The sequence below is a fragment of the Streptomyces natalensis ATCC 27448 genome (assembly GCF_000935125.1).
Taxonomy (GTDB): Bacteria; Actinomycetota; Actinomycetes; order Streptomycetales; family Streptomycetaceae; genus Streptomyces; species Streptomyces natalensis.
The window spans coordinates 233,030-251,091 of record NZ_JRKI01000010.1; the positions used below are offsets into that span (position 1 = coordinate 233,030).

The 18,062-nt window shown below is 72.9% G+C and carries 19 protein-coding genes and 1 pseudogene; 13 read left to right on the top strand and 7 right to left on the bottom strand.

Annotated features, from left to right (window positions below; all coding sequences use genetic code 11):
• Positions 1-3: 3 nt before the first annotated feature.
• Positions 4-768 carry an imidazole glycerol phosphate synthase subunit HisF gene (gene hisF, locus SNA_RS09425; RefSeq protein ID WP_030068241.1) on the top strand — a complete coding sequence of 255 codons (765 nt, stop codon included), beginning with the start codon at positions 4-6 and terminating at the stop codon, positions 766-768.
• Between the two features lie 35 nt (positions 769-803).
• On the opposite strand, the gene SNA_RS09430 is transcribed toward hisF, so the two are convergent.
• From SNA_RS09430 to SNA_RS09440, 3 genes are read right to left on the bottom strand one after another with little or no spacing between them, the layout of a single operon-like run.
• Positions 804-1,547 (bottom strand): succinate dehydrogenase/fumarate reductase iron-sulfur subunit, encoded by a 744-nt coding sequence (locus SNA_RS09430; RefSeq protein WP_030068242.1) that lies wholly within the window; start codon positions 1,545-1,547, stop codon positions 804-806.
• Positions 1,544-3,568 carry a fumarate reductase/succinate dehydrogenase flavoprotein subunit gene (locus tag SNA_RS09435; protein ID WP_030068243.1) on the bottom strand — a complete coding sequence of 675 codons (2,025 nt, stop codon included), beginning with the start codon at positions 3,566-3,568 and terminating at the stop codon, positions 1,544-1,546. Before SNA_RS09435 ends, SNA_RS09430 begins: the two co-directional genes overlap by 4 nt.
• A gap of 1 nt (position 3,569) precedes the next feature.
• Positions 3,570-4,328: a succinate dehydrogenase cytochrome b subunit gene (locus SNA_RS09440; protein WP_030068244.1), complete on the bottom strand. Its 759-nt coding sequence runs from the start codon at positions 4,326-4,328 to the stop codon at positions 3,570-3,572.
• A 94-nt stretch (positions 4,329-4,422) separates the two neighbouring features.
• On the opposite strand from SNA_RS09440, the gene SNA_RS09445 reads away from it, so the two are divergent.
• Positions 4,423-5,316 carry a LysR family transcriptional regulator gene (locus tag SNA_RS09445; protein WP_030068245.1) on the top strand — a complete coding sequence of 298 codons (894 nt, stop codon included), beginning with the start codon at positions 4,423-4,425 and terminating at the stop codon, positions 5,314-5,316.
• A 445-nt stretch (positions 5,317-5,761) separates the two neighbouring features.
• On the opposite strand, the gene SNA_RS09450 is transcribed toward SNA_RS09445, so the two are convergent.
• The gene (locus SNA_RS09450) at positions 5,762-6,394 is read right to left on the bottom strand and encodes a TIGR03085 family metal-binding protein (RefSeq protein ID WP_030064537.1); all 633 of its coding nucleotides are present in this window, start codon (positions 6,392-6,394) and stop codon (positions 5,762-5,764) included.
• Between the two features lie 46 nt (positions 6,395-6,440).
• Positions 6,441-6,572, bottom strand: coding sequence for a hypothetical protein (locus tag SNA_RS44665; RefSeq protein ID WP_275041991.1), 132 nt, complete (start codon positions 6,570-6,572; stop codon positions 6,441-6,443).
• Between the two features lie 38 nt (positions 6,573-6,610).
• Between SNA_RS44665 and hisI the strand changes: the two genes are divergently transcribed.
• The 11 genes from hisI to lgt all read left to right on the top strand — a co-directional run bounded on the left by hisI (position 6,611) and on the right by lgt (position 16,232).
• Complete coding sequence (gene hisI / locus SNA_RS09455) at positions 6,611-6,985, top strand: phosphoribosyl-AMP cyclohydrolase (RefSeq protein ID WP_198535008.1); 375 nt, start codon at positions 6,611-6,613, stop codon at positions 6,983-6,985.
• 72 nt (positions 6,986-7,057) lie between these two features.
• On the top strand, positions 7,058-8,593 hold the full coding sequence (locus tag SNA_RS09460) for an anthranilate synthase component I (protein WP_030064539.1): 1,536 nt from the start codon (positions 7,058-7,060) through the stop codon (positions 8,591-8,593).
• A gap of 193 nt (positions 8,594-8,786) precedes the next feature.
• Positions 8,787-9,458: a TIGR02234 family membrane protein gene (locus tag SNA_RS09465; RefSeq protein ID WP_030064540.1), complete on the top strand. Its 672-nt coding sequence runs from the start codon at positions 8,787-8,789 to the stop codon at positions 9,456-9,458.
• Between the two features lie 82 nt (positions 9,459-9,540).
• Positions 9,541-9,783 (top strand): HGxxPAAW family protein, encoded by a 243-nt coding sequence (locus tag SNA_RS09470; protein ID WP_030064541.1) that lies wholly within the window; start codon positions 9,541-9,543, stop codon positions 9,781-9,783.
• Positions 9,784-9,903: 120 nt separating this feature from the next.
• Complete coding sequence (locus tag SNA_RS09475; RefSeq protein WP_044364278.1) at positions 9,904-10,359, top strand: DUF2752 domain-containing protein; 456 nt, start codon at positions 9,904-9,906, stop codon at positions 10,357-10,359.
• A gap of 187 nt (positions 10,360-10,546) precedes the next feature.
• Positions 10,547-11,356: an indole-3-glycerol phosphate synthase TrpC gene (trpC, locus tag SNA_RS09480; protein ID WP_030064543.1), complete on the top strand. Its 810-nt coding sequence runs from the start codon at positions 10,547-10,549 to the stop codon at positions 11,354-11,356.
• 15 nt (positions 11,357-11,371) lie between these two features.
• Positions 11,372-11,608 carry a tryptophan biosynthesis modulator TrpM gene (trpM, locus tag SNA_RS09485; RefSeq protein WP_198535013.1) on the top strand — a complete coding sequence of 79 codons (237 nt, stop codon included), beginning with the start codon at positions 11,372-11,374 and terminating at the stop codon, positions 11,606-11,608.
• A gap of 180 nt (positions 11,609-11,788) precedes the next feature.
• Positions 11,789-13,069 (top strand): tryptophan synthase subunit beta, encoded by a 1,281-nt coding sequence (gene trpB, locus SNA_RS09490; protein ID WP_037788930.1) that lies wholly within the window; start codon positions 11,789-11,791, stop codon positions 13,067-13,069.
• A complete protein-coding gene (gene trpA / locus SNA_RS09495; protein WP_030064545.1) occupies positions 13,069-13,887 on the top strand; it encodes a tryptophan synthase subunit alpha in 819 nt (272 codons plus the stop codon). Before trpB ends, trpA begins: the two co-directional genes overlap by 1 nt.
• A 96-nt stretch (positions 13,888-13,983) precedes the next feature.
• Positions 13,984-14,958, top strand: coding sequence for a DsbA family protein (locus SNA_RS09500; RefSeq protein ID WP_078969786.1), 975 nt, complete (start codon positions 13,984-13,986; stop codon positions 14,956-14,958).
• Between the two features lie 128 nt (positions 14,959-15,086).
• Positions 15,087-16,232: a prolipoprotein diacylglyceryl transferase gene (gene lgt, locus SNA_RS09505; RefSeq protein WP_044364280.1), complete on the top strand. Its 1,146-nt coding sequence runs from the start codon at positions 15,087-15,089 to the stop codon at positions 16,230-16,232.
• A 158-nt stretch (positions 16,233-16,390) separates the two neighbouring features.
• On the opposite strand, the gene SNA_RS09510 is transcribed toward lgt, so the two are convergent.
• Both SNA_RS09510 and SNA_RS09515 read right to left on the bottom strand, forming a co-directional pair.
• Positions 16,391-17,287, bottom strand: coding sequence for an HpcH/HpaI aldolase/citrate lyase family protein (locus tag SNA_RS09510; protein ID WP_030064549.1), 897 nt, complete (start codon positions 17,285-17,287; stop codon positions 16,391-16,393).
• Positions 17,284-17,919: pseudogene (locus tag SNA_RS09515) on the bottom strand (CoA transferase); the annotation flags it as partial. The pseudogene SNA_RS09515 and the gene SNA_RS09510, both read right to left, overlap by 4 nt.
• Positions 17,920-18,062: the final 143 nt, after the last annotated feature.

Here is an 18,062-nt window from a genome sequence, read left to right on the forward strand (position 1 = left end):
GCAATGACCCTGGCGGTCCGAGTCATCCCTTGCCTGGACGTCGATGGCGGCCGGGTCGTCAAGGGCGTCAATTTCCAGAACCTGCGCGATGCGGGCGACCCCGTCGAGATGGCCAAGATCTACGGCGACGAGGGCGCCGACGAGCTGACCTTCCTCGACATCACCGCCTCCTCCGGCAACCGTGAGACCACCTACGACGTGGTCCGCCGCACCGCCGAGCAGGTCTTCATCCCGCTCACCGTCGGCGGCGGCGTCCGCACCCCCGAGGACGTCGACAAACTGCTGCGGGCCGGCGCCGACAAGGTGGGCGTCAACACCGCCGCCATCGCCCGCCCCGAGCTGATCCGTGAGATCGCCGAACGCTTCGGCAGCCAGGTGCTGGTGCTGTCCGTGGACGCCCGCCGCACCGACGCCGGCACCCCGTCCGGCTATGAGGTCACCACCCACGGCGGCCGCCGCGGCACCGGTATCGACGCCGTCGAATGGGCCCACCGCGCCGCCGAGTTGGGCGCCGGCGAGATCCTGTTGAACTCCATGGACGCGGACGGCACCAAGGACGGCTACGACACCGCGATGATCGAGGCCGTCCGCAAGCACGTCACCGTCCCGGTCATCGCCAGCGGCGGCGCCGGCAAACTGGCGGACTTCGCCCCGGCCGTGGCCGCGGGCGCGGACGCCGTCCTGGCCGCCTCCGTCTTCCACTTCGGCGATCTGCGCATCGGCCAGGTCAAGGACGCGCTGCGGGGGGCCGGGCACCCGGTGCGGTGACCGCGGCCGGGCCCCCGCCCGCACCGTGTCCGCCGTTACCCCCGCTTGCGCGCCGCCCGGACGAACTCGCGGTTCATCCTGGTGATGCTGAACAGCGGTATGCCCTTGGGGCAGGCCGTGGCGCACTCGCCGGTCAGGGTGCAGCCGCCGAAGCCCTCGGCGTCCATCCGCTCCACCATGTCCAGCACCCGCGACTCACGCTCGGGCGCGCCCTGCGGCAGGACGCCCAGGTGGTTGACCTTCGCCGAGGTGAACAGCATCGCCGAGCCGTTCGGGCAGGCCGCGACGCAGGCGCCGCAGCCGATGCACTCGGCGTGCTCGAAGGCCGTATCGGCGGCCGGCTTGGGCACCGCCGTGGCATGCGCCTCGGGAGCGGCGCCGGTCGGGGCGGTGATGTAGCCGCCGGACTGGATGATCCGGTCGAAGGCGCCGCGGTCCACCACCAGGTCCTTGACGACCGGGAACGCCGAGGCCCGCCACGGCTCGATGTCGATGGTGTCGCCGTCGGAGAACGCCCGCATGTGCAGCTGACAGGTCGTGGTCCGCTCCGGGCCGTGCGCCTCGCCGTTGATGACGAGGCTGCACGCACCGCAGATGCCCTCGCGGCAGTCGTGGTCGAAGGCGACCGGGTCCTCGCCGGAGAGGATCAGCGACTCGTTGAGCGTGTCGAGCATCTCCAGGAAGGACATGTCCTTCGCGATGCCGTCCACCTCGTAGGTGGACATCGTGCCGTCGGCGTCGGCGTTCTTCTGGCGCCAGACGCGCAGGGTGAGCTTCATGCGTAGCTCCGCTGGGTGGGGTGGACGTACTCGAAGACCAGGTCTTCCTTGTGGAGGGTGGGGGCGGCGCCGGTGGCCGCGAACTCCCAGGCGGCCGCGTACGAGAACGCCTCGTCGCGGCGGGCGGCCTCGCCGTCCGGGGTCTGCGACTCCTCGCGGAAATGGCCGCCGCAGGACTCGGCCCGGTGCAGCGCATCGAGGCACATCAGCTCGGCGAGCTCCAGGTAGTCGACGATGCGGTTGGCCTTCTCCAGCGACTGGTTGAACTCTTCGCCGGTGCCCGGCACCTTGATCCGCCGCCAGAACTCCTCGCGGATCTCCGGGATGCGGGCCAGCGCCTTGCGCAGTCCGGCGTCCGTGCGGGCCATCCCGCAGTACTCCCACATCAGTTCGCCGATCTCGCGGTGGAAGGAGTCGGGCGTACGGTCCCCGTCCACGGCCAGCAGCCGGGCCAGCCGCTCCTCGGTCTCCCGTACGGCCGCCACCGCCGCCGGATGACCGCCGTCGACCTCGTCCTTGTGCGGGTGCCGGGCCAGATAGTCGTTGATGGTCGAGGGCAGCACGAAATAGCCGTCGGCCAGGCCCTGCATCAGCGCGGAGGCGCCCAGGCGGTTGGCGCCGTGGTCGGAGAAGTTGGCCTCCCCGATGGCGAACAGGCCCGGGACGGTGGTCTGGAGGTCGTAGTCGACCCACAGCCCGCCCATCGTGTAGTGCACCGCCGGATAGATCCGCATCGGCACCTCGTACGGATCCTCGTCCGTGATCCGCGCGTACATGTCGAAGAGGTTCCCGTACTTCGCCTCGACGGCGCTGCGGCCCATCCGCGCGATGGCATCGGCGAAGTCCAGGTACACGCCCTCCCGTCGCCCGCCACCACCCTCAACCGAGGAGCCTTCGGCTCCGCCCCTCTGTTCCTGCCCGCCGGGCCCGACCCCGCGCCCCTCGTCGCACACGTTCTTCGCCGCCCGGGAAGCGATGTCACGGGGCACCAGATTGCCGAACGACGGGTAGATACGCTCCAGGTAGTAGTCGCGCTCGTCCTCCGGAATGTCCTTCGGGGAGCGCCGGTCGCCCTTCGCCTTCGGCACCCAGATCCGGCCGTCGTTGCGCAGCGACTCGCTCATCAGCGTCAGCTTGGACTGGTGGTCGCCGGTGCGCGGGATGCACGTCGGATGGATCTGGGTGAAGCAGGGGTTGGCGAAGTACGCGCCGCGCCGGTGCGCCCGCCAGACGGCGGTCGCGTTGGAGTTCATGGCGTTGGTGGAGAGGTAGAAGACGTTGCCGTAGCCGCCGGACGCCAGGACGACCGCGTCCGCGAAGTGGGTGTCGATCCGGCCGGTGAGCAGATCGCGGGCGACGATGCCGCGGGCCCGCCCGTCGACGACGATCAGATCGAGCATCTCGGTGCGCTGGTGCATCTCCACGGCGCCCGCGGCGATCTGCCTGCTGAGGGCCTGGTACGCGCCGAGCAGCAGCTGCTGGCCCGTCTGGCCGCGGGCGTAGAACGTGCGGGAGACCTGGACGCCGCCGAACGAGCGGGTGTCGAGCAGCCCGCCGTACTCCCGGGCGAACGGCACGCCCTGCGCCACACACTGGTCGATGATCTCGACGGAGACCTGCGCCAGCCGGTGGACATTGGACTCGCGCGCCCGGAAGTCGCCGCCCTTGACGGTGTCGTAGAACAGCCGGTGGACCGAGTCGCCGTCGTTGCGGTAGTTCTTCGCGGCGTTGATCCCGCCCTGCGCGGCGATGGAGTGGGCCCGGCGCGGCGAGTCCTGGTAGCAGAACTGCACCACGCGGTAGCCCTGTTCGGCGAGCGTGGCGCCGGCCGCGCCGCCCGCCAGGCCGGTGCCCACGACGATCACGGTGTGCTTGCGCCGGTTGGCCGGGTTGACCAGCTTGGCCTCGAAGCGGCGGGTGTCCCAGCGCTCGGCGATCGGGCCCTTGGGGGCCTTGGTGTCGACGACCGGGTCGCCGGTCGGGTAGTCGGTGTACGCGGTGGAAGCAGTGGATGCGGTCACGTCAGCTCACCAATCCGGTCATGACGGCGACGGGTACCGAGATGAAGCCGGCCGTCAGCAGCAGCGCGAGGGCATGGGCGGTGGTCTTCAGAGCCCGGTCGCGGGCGGCGCTGCCCGCCCCGAGGGTCTGTGCGGCGCTCCAGAAGCCGTGCCGGACGTGCAGGCCCAGCGCGAGCATGGCGACGATGTAGATGACGTCGCCGTACCAGGTGGAGAAGGTGGCCACGACGTTCGCGTACGGGTGGCCGGGCGCGGCGTGCGGATTCACCGTCAGCGTCGTCAGGTCCAGGATGTGCCAGACGATGAACAGGCCGAGGATGATGCCGCCCCAGCGCATGGTGCGGGTGGCGTAACTCGCGCGGCGCCGCCGGGAGAGGGGTGGCGCGAAGCGCCTCCAACGGGGGTGGCGGCCGGGCGACGGGCGGGCGTATTTGACCGGGCGGGCGGCGATGTCCCGGCGGCTGAGCTGGTACGCGGCCACGGCATGGGTGACGACGGCCGCGACCAGCACCACCCGCGCGATCCACAGGAACCACTCGTGGTGCAGGAACGGCTCGCCGATGGTGCGCAGCCAGGCGGCGTAGCCGTCGAAGGTCCCGGCCCCGAAGAAGATCTTGAGGTTGCCCAGCATGTGGACGACCAGATACAGCAGCATCACGATGCCGCTGACGGCCATCGCCGTTTTCTTGCCGACGGTCGAGCCCCACAGGAGGCCGGCGAAGGACGGCCGTCGGTCCGTCCGCGTGTCCAGTGCTGCCATGAGGCCGACGGTAAGGACGCAGCCCTCCATCAGTCCAAGACATGCTCCGGCTCATCTCCATAGCCTGCGCCTATCGATGCCTTACATTCGCCTTATGCAGTTGCAGCAGCTCCGCTACTTCACGGCCGTCGCGGACACCCGTCACTTCACCCGGGCCGCCGAGCGCGAACACGTCGCGCAGCCCTCCCTCTCCCAGCAAATCCGGTCACTGGAGCGGGAGTTGGGCGCCGAGCTCTTCCATCGCGCCCGCGGCCACATCACCCTCACCGACGCCGGCGAGACCCTCCTCCCCCTGGCCCGCCGGATCCTCGCCGACACCGAGACCGCCCGCCGCGAGGTCCAGGAGGTCGCCCAGCTCCGCCGCGGCCGGCTCCGGCTCGGCGCCCCGCCCAGCCTCTGCGCCAGCCTCGTCCCCGACGTCCTGAGCGCCTTCCACGCCACCTATCCCGGCGTCGAACTGCTCGTGACCGAGGACGGCTCCCAGGACCTGGTACGCGCCCTGGCCGACGGCGAACTCGACCTCGCCCTGATCATCACCCCGCTGCCGGTCCAGGCCCCCGCCCTGGCCACCTCCGACCTCCTGCGCGAGGAACTCGTCGTGGTCTCCGCCCCGGACCGGCCCGCGCCCGTCACCGGCCGCCGTACCCGCATCCGCGTCGAGGATCTGCGCGGTCGCCCCCTGGCCATGTTCCGCCGCGGCTACGACCTGCGGGAATTCACCACCGCGGCGTGTCGCGCGGCGGGCTTCGAACCGGCCTTCACCGTCGAGGGCGGCGAGATGGACGCGGTCCTCGGCTTCGTCCGTGCGGGGCTCGGCATCGCCGTCGTTCCGAGCATGGTCGCCGACCGGTCCGGCCTGCGCGTGACCCGCTTCGCGACGGCCGGTATGCATCGGGTCGTCTCCGTCGCGCACCGCACCGACGTCTCGCCGTCGCGGGCGGCGCGGGAGCTGGAACGGATCCTCCGAGGGCGGCTTCTCCCCGCGTAGCGGGGGGTTTCTCCCCACGTTGTCGGCCGTCCCGCCGTCGCGGGTTTCTCCCCACGTTGTCGTCTTTCCCGCCGTGGGGTGTTCTCGCCGTTGCTCCCCCAGCTAACGCTGGGAGGTACCCCCAGCGGTGGGCGTGGGTTGTACGGGTGCGGTGCCACGCCTCCGGACTTCGTCCTGCGGCGCGGCCCCTCCCGTGGGTGGGGGGAAGGGGCCGGTGGGGGCGAGTGCCGTCCGTCCGTTTCCGTATGACTCGACGGACATGCGGCACCCGACCGCCCACGTGTACCCCCACTGTTTTTCTCCCACCCCCAACGGGGAGGGGCCGGGCCGCAGGACGAAGTTCGGAGGCCCGGTCCCGCTGCCGAACAGCCCCGCGCAAGCGGCACCGCCCGCCGCAGGCGCAACGGCGGCAAACCCCTACGGCGGGACGGCCGACAACGTGGGGTCAAATACCGAGCGCGGCCGCGACGAGGCGGTCCACGGCCTCCTTGTCGCCGTCGAACTGGACGTCGGCCGCACCCTGCCGGCCGAACGCAAACATCGTGAGTTCGCCCGGGGGGCCGGTGACCGTGACGACGGGGGTGCCGCGGTGGGCCACCGCGGTCTGGCCGTCCGGTCGGCGCAGGACAACGCCCACCGGCGCCTGGCGGCCCAGGACGCGGGCCATGCGTTCGATGCGGGACCACAGGGCGTCGGCGAAGACGGGGTCCAGTTCCCGTGGGCTCCAGTCCGGCTGGGCGCGGCGTACGTCCTCGGCATGGACGAAGAACTCCACCGTGTTGGACGCCTCGTCGATCTGCTTGAGGGAGAACGGGGACATGCGGGGCGGACCGGTGCGGATCAATCGGATCAGTTCGTCGTAGGGCTTGGCGGCGAATTCCGCCTGTACGCGTTCCAGGCGCGCCGCCAGCGACTTGATCAGGAGTCCGCCGGCCGCGTCCGCGCGCCGCTCGCGGACGACCACATGCGCGGCCAGGTCCCGCGTGGTCCAGTTCGCGCACAGGGTCGGCGCCTCGGGGCCCGCGCTTTCCAACAGATCGGCGAGCAGCAGCCGTTCACGCTTCGCATGGGTCGACATACGGTCACCCTACGACCGTGATCCGCCCGCTGCCACGGCGCCACACTCAGCGCGTCAGCACCACCAGCACGCCGCTCACCACCAGCGCGGCCAGGAACACCGCCGCCAGCACCCGCAGCGCGACCCGCGCCGCCCGGTCCGGATCCGGCGGCGGGGGCGGCAGGGGCGGCGCAGGCATACCGGCAGCATGCCGTACTGGGCGCGCCGCACGGCACAATGGGCCTCATGAACACCCGCGCCACCGCCTCCGCCCTGGACCCCGCCCTCGCCGCCCGCCTCAAGCGCGGCGCCGACGGTCTGTTCCCCGCCATCGCCCAGCAGTACGACACCGGCGAGGTGCTGATGATGGGGTGGATGGACGACGAGGCGCTGCACCGCACGCTGACCACCGGGCGGGCCACCTACTGGTCCCGCAGCCGCCAGGAGTACTGGGTCAAGGGCGACACCTCCGGCCATGTGCAGCATGTGAAGTCGGTGGCCCTGGACTGTGACGCCGACACCGTCCTGGTCAAGGTCGACCAGGTCGGCGCGGCCTGCCACACCGGCGCCCGCACCTGCTTCGACGCGGATGTCCTCCTCCGGCAGGACTGACCGCACGCCCCGGCCGGTCATCAGGCGGACGCGCGCCGCGGGCGGCGCTGATCGCTACTAGGATCCGACGCCATGACCACGGGAACCACCGGCACCGCCACTCCGGACCTCGACACCTTCCGCGCCCTCGCCAAGGACCGCCGGGTCATCCCCGTCACCCGGCGCCTGCTCGCCGACGGCGACACCCCGGTGGGGCTCTACCGCAAGCTCGCCGCGGAACGCCCCGGCACCTTCTTGCTCGAATCCGCCGAGAACGGCCGTACGTGGTCGCGGTACTCGTTCATCGGCGTCCGCAGCGCCGCCACCCTCACCACACGGGACGGCCGCGCCCACTGGCTGGGCACCCCGCCCGTCGGCGTGCCCGTCGACGGCGATCCGCTGGCCGTGCTGCGGGCCACCGTCGAGGCCCTGCACACCCCGCACGACCTGGTCGAGGGCGCGGGCCTGCCGCCGTTCACCGGCGGCATGGTCGGCTACCTCGGCTACGACATCGTGCGCCGCCTGGAGAAGATCGGCGACAGTACGCGCGACGATCTGCGGCTGCCCGAGCTGACCATGCTGCTCACCTCCGATCTCGCGGTCCTCGACCACTGGAACGGCACGGTGCTGCTGATCGCCAATGCGATCAACCACAATGATCTGGAGACGGGGGTCGACGAGGCGTATGCGGATGCCGTGGCGCGTTTGGACGCCATGGCCTACGACCTGGCGCGGCCCGCGCCCGCCAGTGCCGCCGCGCTGCCGCCGTCCGAGGTGCCGCCGTACAGCGCCGAGTGGGGCGGGCCCGCCTTCCAGGACGCCGTCGAGGACATCAAGGAGCGCATCCGGGCCGGTGAGGCGTTCCAGGTGGTGCCCTCGCAGCGGTTCGAAACGCCGGTCACGGCGAGTGCGTTGGATGTCTACCGGGTGCTGCGGGCCACCAATCCCAGCCCGTACATGTACCTCTTCCGGTTCGAGGGCGAGGACGGTGCGGCCTTCGATGTGGTGGGGTCCAGCCCCGAGGCGCTGGTGAAGGTCGAGGACGGCCGGGCGATGGTGCATCCGATCGCCGGCACCCGGCCGCGCGGCGCGACCGTCCAGGAGGACCAGGCCCTCGCCGACGAGCTGATGGCCGATCCCAAGGAGCGCGCGGAGCATCTGATGCTGGTCGACCTGGGACGCAACGACCTGGGCCGGGTCTGCGAGCCGGGCAGCGTCGAGGTCGTCGACTTCATGTCCGTCGAGCGCTACAGCCATGTCATGCACATCGTGTCGACGGTGACGGGCACGGTCGCCAAGGGCCGTACCGCCTTCGACGTGCTGACAGCCTGCTTCCCGGCGGGCACCCTCTCCGGCGCGCCCAAGCCGCGTGCCATGCAGATCATCGAGGAGCTGGAGCCGACCAAACGCGGGCTGTACGGCGGCTGCGTCGGCTATCTCGACTTCGCCGGGGACTCCGACACCGCCATCGCGATCCGTACCGCGCTGCTGCGGGACGGCACCGCCTACGTCCAGGCGGGCGCCGGGATCGTCGCCGACTCCGACCCGCTGGCCGAGGACACGGAGTGCCGCAACAAGGCGGCGGCCGTTCTGCGGGCGGTGCACACGGCCAATCACCTGGGGAAGTAGCCCGCTGCGGGTGGTCCACCGGGCGGGACCACCATCGGCTCCTGCCCCGGTCCACCCCGCCGCGGGTTGCCCGGAGTGCCCAACAAGGCGGCGGCCGTTCTGCGGGCCGTGCACACCGCCAACCACCTGGGCACCTGACGCGGCCCACCCCCGCGCGGCGGGTGCCCGGGGGTGGTGCGCGATAGTGGTACGCGTGGAAGCCGTACCCCAGCCCCGTATCGATGCCGCGCCCGCGGACGAGCCCGCGCCCGAGCCCGTGGCGGCCCCGCCCGCGTCCGGCGGCAGGCGCAGCCTGGCCGTGGCGCTGCTGTCCGGTGCGGCCGGAGCCGGGCTGACGCTGCTCGCCACCGGCCGGACCTGGGCCACCGGCTCCGCGGTCCTGGCCCAGGGATCGCTGCCGCGCAGCGTGACCGGCAGCGATGTCACCGGCGTACCCGGCGCGCTCGCCGTCGTCGGCCTCGCCGCCCTGGTGGCCGTCTTCGCGGTGCGCCGGGCCGGCCGGATCGCGGTCGCCGCCCTGCTGACCCTCAGCGGCCTGGGCACCGCCGTCGCCGCCGTGCTCGGCCTCTCCGACACCGCGGCGCTGCGCGAGAAGGCGTCCACGGCGGTCGGTGTGGCCGGCACCGATGTGCATCACGTCACGTACACCCTGTGGCCCTGGGTGACCGCGGCCGGCGGCGCGCTGCTCCTGATCGCCGGGCTGCTCGCCCTGCTCCGCGGCCGCCACTGGCCCGCGATGTCGGGGAAGTACGAGCGCACACCGGGCGGCGCCCGCGGTCCCCGGCGCGCCCAGCCGCCCGCGGACCCGGACCGTCCGGAGGAGATCTGGAAGTCCCTGGACCGCGGCGAGGACCCCACCCGGTAACGGTGCCCGCCCCGGCATCGGTGACAATGGACGACGGTCAACGCGCCCGGACCCCGGCGCGAGAGAGCAACGAGGAGCACTCATGTCGAGCAGTGGCCACGGACACACCCCCGCCGCCTGGACCGGCGTCATCATCTCGTTCATCGGCTTCTGCGTCGCCGGAGCCTTCATGGTCCTGGAGAACGTGCCCGGCATGGTCGCCGGCTTCGCCCTGATCGGCCTCGGCGCGGTGGCCGGCGGCATCATGCACATGGCCGGCCTGGGCTCGGTGCCCAAGGGCTCCGCCCGCCCCGTCGCCGCCAAGGCCCAGCCGCAGGAGAGCTGACCACCGCTCCCACCCCGGCAGCACCCCGAAGGCGCCGCTTCCCGGCCCGTACGCCCCCTGGGCGCGTACCCGCCGTCCGTGCCCACCCCGTACGGCGGCCGAGAAGCTGCGCCTTCGCGTATGAGGGCTCACCATGGGCACGTGACCGATCCTGTGGCCGCGGCCCCGAGGACACCTGCACTGCCGCGCCGGCTCGTGGCGCCGCTGGGCACCGTCACGGCCTTCGCCGCGGCCTTCGCCCTGGTCGGCGCCGTCGATCCGCACGAGCCCGGCCACTACCCCGTCTGCCCGCTGCGCCACCTCACCGGGCTGTTCTGCCCGGCCTGCGGCGGGCTCCGCAGCGCCTACGCCGTCGCCCACGGCGACCTCGCCGCCGCGCTGCACGCCAACGCCCTGGCGGTGGCCGGCTACGCCGTCCTCGCCGCCCACTGCGCCCGCTGGCTGTGCCGGGCCGCCCGCGGCCGCCCGACGGCCGGACCCCGGCCCAGGCCCGGCCACTGGTGGGCGCTGACCGTCCTGCTGCTGGCCTTCACGGCTGTCCGCAACCTCCCCTTCGGCACCGGGCTCGCACCATGACCGGGCGGGCGGTCCCAGGTCACCGGGCACGCGGCGGATGCCCGCCGGATGTCCAGGTGGTGGGACCGCGGTCAACCGGATGCAGGACCTCCGCCCCATGGCGGATACCATCGGAGTGCCTGATGGGACGGCACCTCGAAGCAGGGGCCACCGTCCGCCCCCACCGCTCTAGAAGGAGGCCGCTCGCGTGAGTGCGCTCGACGAGATCATCGACGGAGTCCGCGCCGACCTCGCAGAGCGGCAGGCACGCGTCAGCCTCGACGAGCTCAAGGAGCGGGCCCAGAAGGCGCGCCCCGCCAAGGACGGCGTGGCCGCCCTCAAGGGCGAAAGCGTCACGGTGATCTGCGAGGTCAAGCGCTCCAGCCCCTCCAAGGGCGCGCTCGCCGCGATCGCCGACCCGGCCGCGCTCGCTGCCGACTACGAAGCGGGTGGCGCCGCGGTCATCTCCGTGCTGACCGAACAGCGCCGCTTCGGCGGCTCGCTGGCCGACCTGGACGCCGTCCGCGCCAAGGTCGACATCCCCGTCCTGCGCAAGGACTTCATCGTCACCGCCTACCAGCTGTGGGAGGCCCGCGCCCACGGCGCCGACCTCGCGCTGCTGATCGTCTCCGCGCTGGAGCAGGAGGCCCTGGTCTCGCTGATCGAGCGGGCCGAGTCGATCGGGCTGACGCCGCTGGTCGAGGTGCACGACGAGGAGGAGGTCGCCCGCGCGGTGGACGCCGGCGCGAAGATCATCGGCGTCAACGCCCGCGATCTGAAGACCCTTGAGGTCGACCGCGGCAACTTCGCCCGGATCGCCCCCGAGATCCCCGACCACATCGTCAAGATCGCCGAGTCCGGTGTCCGCGGCCCGCACGATCTGATCGCCTACGCCAACGACGGCGCCGACGCGGTCCTGGTCGGCGAGTCCCTGGTCACCGGCAAGGACCCGCGGACCGCGGTCGCCGACCTGGTCGCCGCGGGCTCCCACCCGGCGATCCGCCACGGGCGTTCCTGAGGCCGGACGCCCCCCATGACCGACAGCGCCTCCCGCATCCGCCGCCCCGGTCCGAGCCTGTGCTCGGGCCCGTCGGTGGTGCTCGCCGCGGCCGCCGGGGACGGCCGGCATGCGGCGCTGGGGCGCGGCTGCCGGCCGCGCGGCTGCCGGGCACCCGCCAGGCGCGTCCACGGACGACGTGTGCGCTACCACATCGGCTCGGAGCCGGGACAGATCAACGGGCGCCGATGGCGTCCGGCCTGCGCGCACTGACCGGGGGCCCGACGGTCCCCGGCCGCCGCACGGCCGTGCCGTGCCCACCGGTCGCAGCGGGTCGCCCATGGGGCGTACCCGCCGCCACCGGTACCCGCGTGCGCCGCAGTCATCTCCCGTAGCGTGATATCCGAAATCCGATACGACGGGGCGAATTGTCCCGATCGAGGAGCGCGTCAGATGTCCTCCGAGTTCTTCATTCCCGACCCCGAGGGTCACGTCCCCAGCCCCGCGGGCTACTTCGGCGCCTTCGGCGGCAAGTTCATCCCCGAGGCGCTGGTCGCCGCCGTGGACGAGGTCGCCGCCGAGTACGAGAAGGCCAAGGCCGACCCCGCGTTCGCCGCCGAGCTGGACGATCTGCTGGTCAACTACACCGGGCGCCCCAGCGCGCTCACCGAGGTGCCGCGGTTCGCCGAACACGCGGGCGGGGCCCGGGTGTTCCTCAAGCGCGAGGACCTCAACCACACCGGCTCGCACAAGATCAACAACGTGCTGGGGCAGGCACTGCTCACCAAGCGGATGGGCAAGACCCGGGTCATCGCCGAGACCGGCGCCGGCCAGCACGGCGTCGCCACCGCCACCGCCTGCGCCCTCTTCGGTCTCGACTGCACCATCTACATGGGCGAGATCGACACCAAGCGCCAGGCCCTCAACGTCGCCCGGATGCGGATGCTCGGCGCCGAGGTCATCGCCGTGAAGTCCGGCAGCCGCACCCTCAAGGACGCCATCAACGAGGCGTTCCGCGACTGGGTCGCCAACGTCGACCGCACCCACTACCTCTTCGGCACGGTCGCCGGCCCGCACCCCTTCCCCGCCCTGGTCCGCGACTTCCACCGGGTCATCGGCGTCGAGGCCCGCCGCCAGATCCTCCAGCGCGCGGGCCGCCTGCCCGACGTGGCCCTGGCCTGCGTCGGCGGCGGCTCCAACGCCATCGGCCTCTTCCACGCCTTCCTGGCCGACGAGCAGGTGCGCCTGATCGGCTGCGAGCCCGGCGGCCACGGCGTCGAGACCGGTGAGCACGCCGCGACCCTCTCCGAGGGCACCCCCGGCATCCTGCACGGCTCGCGGTCCTACGTCCTCCAGGACGAGGACGGCCAGATCACCGAGCCGTACTCCATCTCGGCCGGTCTGGACTACCCGGGCATCGGCCCCGAGCACGCCTACCTCAAGGACAGCGGCCGCGCCGAGTACCGCGCGGTCACCGACGACGAGGCGATGCGCGCGCTGCGACTGCTGTCGCAGACCGAGGGCATCATCCCGGCCATCGAGAGTGCCCACGCCCTGGCCGGTGCCCTGGAGGTCGGCCGCGAGCTGGGCCCCGACGGCCTGCTGCTGATCAACCTCTCCGGCCGCGGCGACAAGGACATGGACACCGCAGCCCGTTACTTCGGGCTGTACGACGACAAAGGCGAGGCCGACGTGAACGGCGCGATCCGCCCCACCGGCGAGGGGGAGAAGTGATGGCAGGCAACGTTGAGCTCCTGAACTCGGTGCTGGCCCAGGCCCGCACCGAGAACCGCGCCGCCCTCGTGGGCTACCTCCCGGCCGGCTTCCCCACCGTCGACGACGGCATCCGTGCGATGACCGAGATCCTCGACGGCGGCTGCGACATCGTCGAGGTCGGCCTGCCGCACAGCGACCCCGTCCTGGACGGCCCGGTCATCCAGACCGCCGACGACATCGCGCTGCGCGGCGGCGTCAAGATCGTCGACGTGATCCGTACGGTCCGCGAGGTGCACGCCGCCACCGGGGCGCCGGTGCTGTGCATGACGTACTGGAACCCCGTCGACGCCTACGGCATCGAGCGCTTCGCCGCCGACCTGGCCGAGGCGGGCGGCGCGGGCTGCATCCTGCCCGACCTGCCGGTCGAGGAGTCCGAGGTGTGGCGCAAGGCCGCCGCGCAGCACGGCCTGGCCACCGTCTTCGTGGTCGCCCCGAGCAGCCGCGACGAGCGGCTCGCCAAGATCACCGCGGCCGGTTCGGGCTTTGTGTACGCCGCCTCCCTGATGGGCGTCACCGGCACCCGCGAGTCCGTCGGCCGCGAGGCCGAGGACCTGGTGGCGCGCACCCGTGCCACGACGGCGCTGCCGGTGTGCGTCGGGCTCGGCGTCTCCGACGCCGGACAGGCCGCCGAGGTCGCCCGGTTCGCGGACGGGGTGATCGTCGGCTCGGCGTTCGTCAAGCGGCTGCTGGCCGCCGACGGCGACCTCGACGCCGGTCTGGCCGGGGTCCGCGCCCTGGCGGGCGAGCTGGCCGAGGGCGTGCGCAAGCGGGCCTGAGCCCGTGGCCCGGGGACGTTCCCGGGCGTCCCCCGATAGGGCGAACATCGGTGCGGAGGGGTGCGACGGCGCCCCTCCGCTTCGTTGTCCAGGGGTGTGAACCAGAAAAATCATGACGCAAAGCGCAGCGCCCGCGAGCGGCTGCAAGCACAGCGGGCCAAGGAACAGGCGCGCGCCCGGCGCAGCCGGCAGACGATCGTGGCCGGTTCGCTGGTGGCGGCGCTGGCGGCGGCCGCCGGGATCGGCATCTGGGCCGCGACCGTCGGCGGCGGCCAGAGCAGCACCGACAACAAAAGCGCCCGCCCCCACCTGGCCAGCGGCGGCGACAAGCCCTCCGTCCCCGTCGGCGCCCCCAACGCCCCCGTCAAGATGACGGTGTGGGAGGACTTCCGCTGCCCCGCCTGCCGCCAGTTCGAGACCGGCTTCCGCCCCGTCATCCACGAACTGGAGGACTCCGGCCGGCTCAAGACCGAGTACCACCTCGCCACGATCATCGACGGCAACACCGGCGGCCGGGGCTCGCACACCGCCGCCAACGCCGCGCTGTGCGCCCAGGACGCCGGCCGGTTCCGCGCGTACCACGACATGCTCTACAGCCAGCAGCCGCCCGAGGAGCAGGATCGGTTCGCCGACAAGAAGTACCTGCTCCAGCTCGCCGTGAAGGTCAAGGGCCTGTCGTCCCCCGCCTTCACCAAATGCGTCAACGACGGCCGCTACGACGGCTTCGTGGAGAAGTCCAGCACCGCCTTCTCCAGCTCCGGATACCAGGGCACGCCCACCGTCCTGCTGGGCGGCAAGGACCTCTCGAAGGAGAAGGGCGGCAAGTTCAGCCCCGCCGACTTCAAGAAGATGGTGCTGGAGGAGAGCAAGGGGAAGCCGCTGGGGACACCGCAGACACCCCAGGCCCCCGAGCCCGGGCGCTCGCCGAAGCCCGCGCAGCCGCCGAAGGCCGAGCACGAACCGAAGACCTCACACGGCCACCCCGCCTCGCATGCGCCCGGGACCGCACAGGGGCACTCCGCCCAGGCGCCCACAGGCGCCCGGCAGCCGGGATCGGGCACCCGCTCGTAGCGCGCCTGTCCGGCAGGCCGTTACGGCCGGACACCCCGCGTCATGGCCCGATACCCAGGGTCGTTACGCAGCCGTTGCCGGGTGTGGTTGTCGCCGACCCCGCCCGGCGCGGTAGCGTCGGTCCTGCCATGGACCTCGCATTCATTCCCAGCCCGTCGACCGGTGTCGTGCATCTCGGCCCGATCCCGCTGCGCGGCTACGCATTCTGCATCATCATCGGCGTCTTCGTCGGCGTCTGGCTCGGCAACAAGCGCTGGGTGCAGCGCGGCGGCCGCTCCGGGACCGTCGCGGACATCGCGGTCTGGGCCGTGCCCTTCGGGCTGGTCGGCGGGCGCCTCTACCACGTCATCACGACGTACGAGCCGTACTTCGGCGCCAACGGCCACCCGCTGGACGCCTTCAAGGTGTGGCACGGCGGCCTCGGCATCTGGGGCGCGGTCGCACTCGGCGCCGTGGGCGCCTGGATCGGCTGCCGCCGCCGCGGCATCCCGCTGCCCGCCTACGCCGACGCACTGGCGCCGGGCCTGGCCATCGGGCAGGCGATCGGCCGCTGGGGCAACTGGTTCAACCAGGAGCTCTACGGCAAGCCCACCGACGTGCCCTGGGCGCTGAAGATCAGCTCCGACCCGGCCATCGGCCGCATCGGCGGCACCTACCACCCGACCTTCCTGTACGAGTCCCTGTGGTGCCTGGGCGTCGCCGCCCTGGTGATCTGGGCCGACAAGCGCTTCCGGCTCGGCCACGGACGGGCCTTCGCGCTGTACGTCGCCGCGTACTGCGCGGGCCGCTCCTGGATCGAGTACATGCGGGTCGACGAGGCGCACCACATCCTGGGCCTGCGGCTGAACGTCTGGACCGCGCTGATCGTCTTCGTCCTGGCCGTCGTCTACATGGTGGTCTCGGCCAAGAAGGCACCGGGCCGCGAGGCGGTCGTGGAGCCGGGGGCCCAGCTTGCCGAGGGCGAGAGCGCGGACGGCGCGGACGGCGAGGGCACGGACGCCGCCGCCCGCGCGGACACCGACGCCGAGGCCAAGACTGCGGACGGGGCCGAGGCCGACGCGGAGGCCGAGGCCGACGCCAAGGTCTCGGTCGAGAAGAAGCCCGGGGCCGAGGCGGCGGAGTCCGCGAAGGACGAGCCTGCGAAGGACGAGCCTGCGAAGGACGAGCCCGAGAAGGACGGGGCGGCCGACGAGAAGCCGAAGCCCGCCGGGCAGGCCGACGAAGCCGAGGACGCCGACGCCCCCGCCGGCAGCGGCGGCACCAAGAAGCCCTGAGGCATCCGCACACCATCCCGAGCGCCGGGCGGCCCGCCACCTCCACCAGGTGGCGGGCCGCCCGGCGTTTCGCCTTCCGGTGCGCCCACCGGGATGCCACCCCCTGTCGCCGGCGCCCCGCCGATGTCAGCACCCGCAGTACCCGGCGACCGCAACCGTCAACGGCTCCCGCCCCGGTCAGCCACGTCGGCGCTCGCACGTCGGCGCTTGCTTGCCAGCGCCAGTACCCGCCGCGCCCCCGCCACCACCGCCGCATCCACGAAGCGCCCGTCGGGCAGCGCCAGCGCGCCCTCCTCCGTGGCCGCGGCCCCCACGATCTGCTGTGCCGCCTCGACCTCCGCGGCCGACGGGAGATAGGCCGCCTCGATCACCGGAAGCTGCCGCGGATGGATCGCCGCCCGGCCCCAGAAGCCCAGGTCCCGGCCCTGTGCACAGGACCGCGCCAGGCCCTGGGTATCGCGGACGTCCGGATGGACCGACTGCGGCGGCGGCGCCAGACCGGCCGCCCGGGCCGCGACCACCGCCCGGCTGCGCGGCCAGGCCAGCCCCGCGTCGTCCCGTACCCCCAGCTCGGCGCGCAGATCCGCCTCGCCCAGCGCCAGCCCGCGCAGCGCCGGATGGGCGGTGGCGATGGCGTAGGCGTGCTCGATGCCGAGGGCGGATTCGAGCAGGGCGTACAGCGCGGGCCCCGCCGCACCGGCCCCGCCGTCGGCCCAGGCGGCCGCGCGGCGGACCTCGGCCGGGCCCTGCACCTTGGGCAGCCGCAGCCCCGCCAGTCCCGGCAGCCCCGCCAGGGTGCGGATCTCGCGCTCGGCGAGCGGGCCGTCCAGCGCATTGACGCGTACGTGGACCGGGGGCCCCGGCGCCGGGTCGGCCAGCAGCTCGGCGGTGGCGCGCAGCGCATACTCCTTGCGGTCCCCGGCGACCGCGTCCTCCAGGTCGATCACCAGCACATCCGCCCCGCAGTCCCGCGCCTTGGCAACCGTCCCCGGCCGGTCGCCGGGCACGTACAGCCAGGTCAGGGGAGGCAGGTCGGCGCACTGCGCGGGGGTCACAGCGCGCCCGCCTCCCGGAGCGCGGCGATCTCGTCGCCGGTCATCCCGAGCCCGGCCAGCACCTCGTCGGTGTCCGCGCCGTGCGCGCGGCCCGCCCAGCGGATGGCACCCGGCGTCTCGGAGAGCCGGAAGAGGACGTTCTGCATCCGTACGGTGCCCAGCTCGTCGTCCGGGACCTCGGTGATCGATTCCAGCGCCCGGTACTGCGGATCCGCCAGCACCTCGCGGATGTCCTGGACCGGTGCGATCGCCGCCTCCGCCCGCTCGAAGGCGGCGAGGACCTCCTCCTTGCCGTGCCGGGCGATCCAGTCGCCGACCGCCGCATCGAGCGTGTCGGCGTGCCGGGCCCGTCCCTCGCCGGTGGTGAACCAGGGCTCGTCGATCAGCTCCGGGCGGCCGACCAGCCGCATCACCCGTTCGGCGATGGACTGCGCCGAGGCGGAGACCGCTACCCAGGAGCCGTCGGCGGTGCGGTAGGTGTTGCGGGGCGCGTTGTTGGCGGAGCGGTTGCCGGTGCGCGGCTGGACGTAGCCGAGCTGGTCGTACCAGACGGGCTGCGGGCCGAGCACGGTCAGCATCGGCTCGATGATCGCCATGTCCACGACCTGGCCCCGGCCGGACGGGGGTCGCCCCGCGCATGGGGGTCCCCCGGGTCGAACGGAGTCGAGACCGGGGGAGGATCCGAGACCGGGGGAGGAGCCGAGAGTGGGGGAGTCCCGCCCGCGCAGGGCGGGAGCCAGCGGCCCGGCCCAGCCAGGCGGCCTCCAACCGGGCG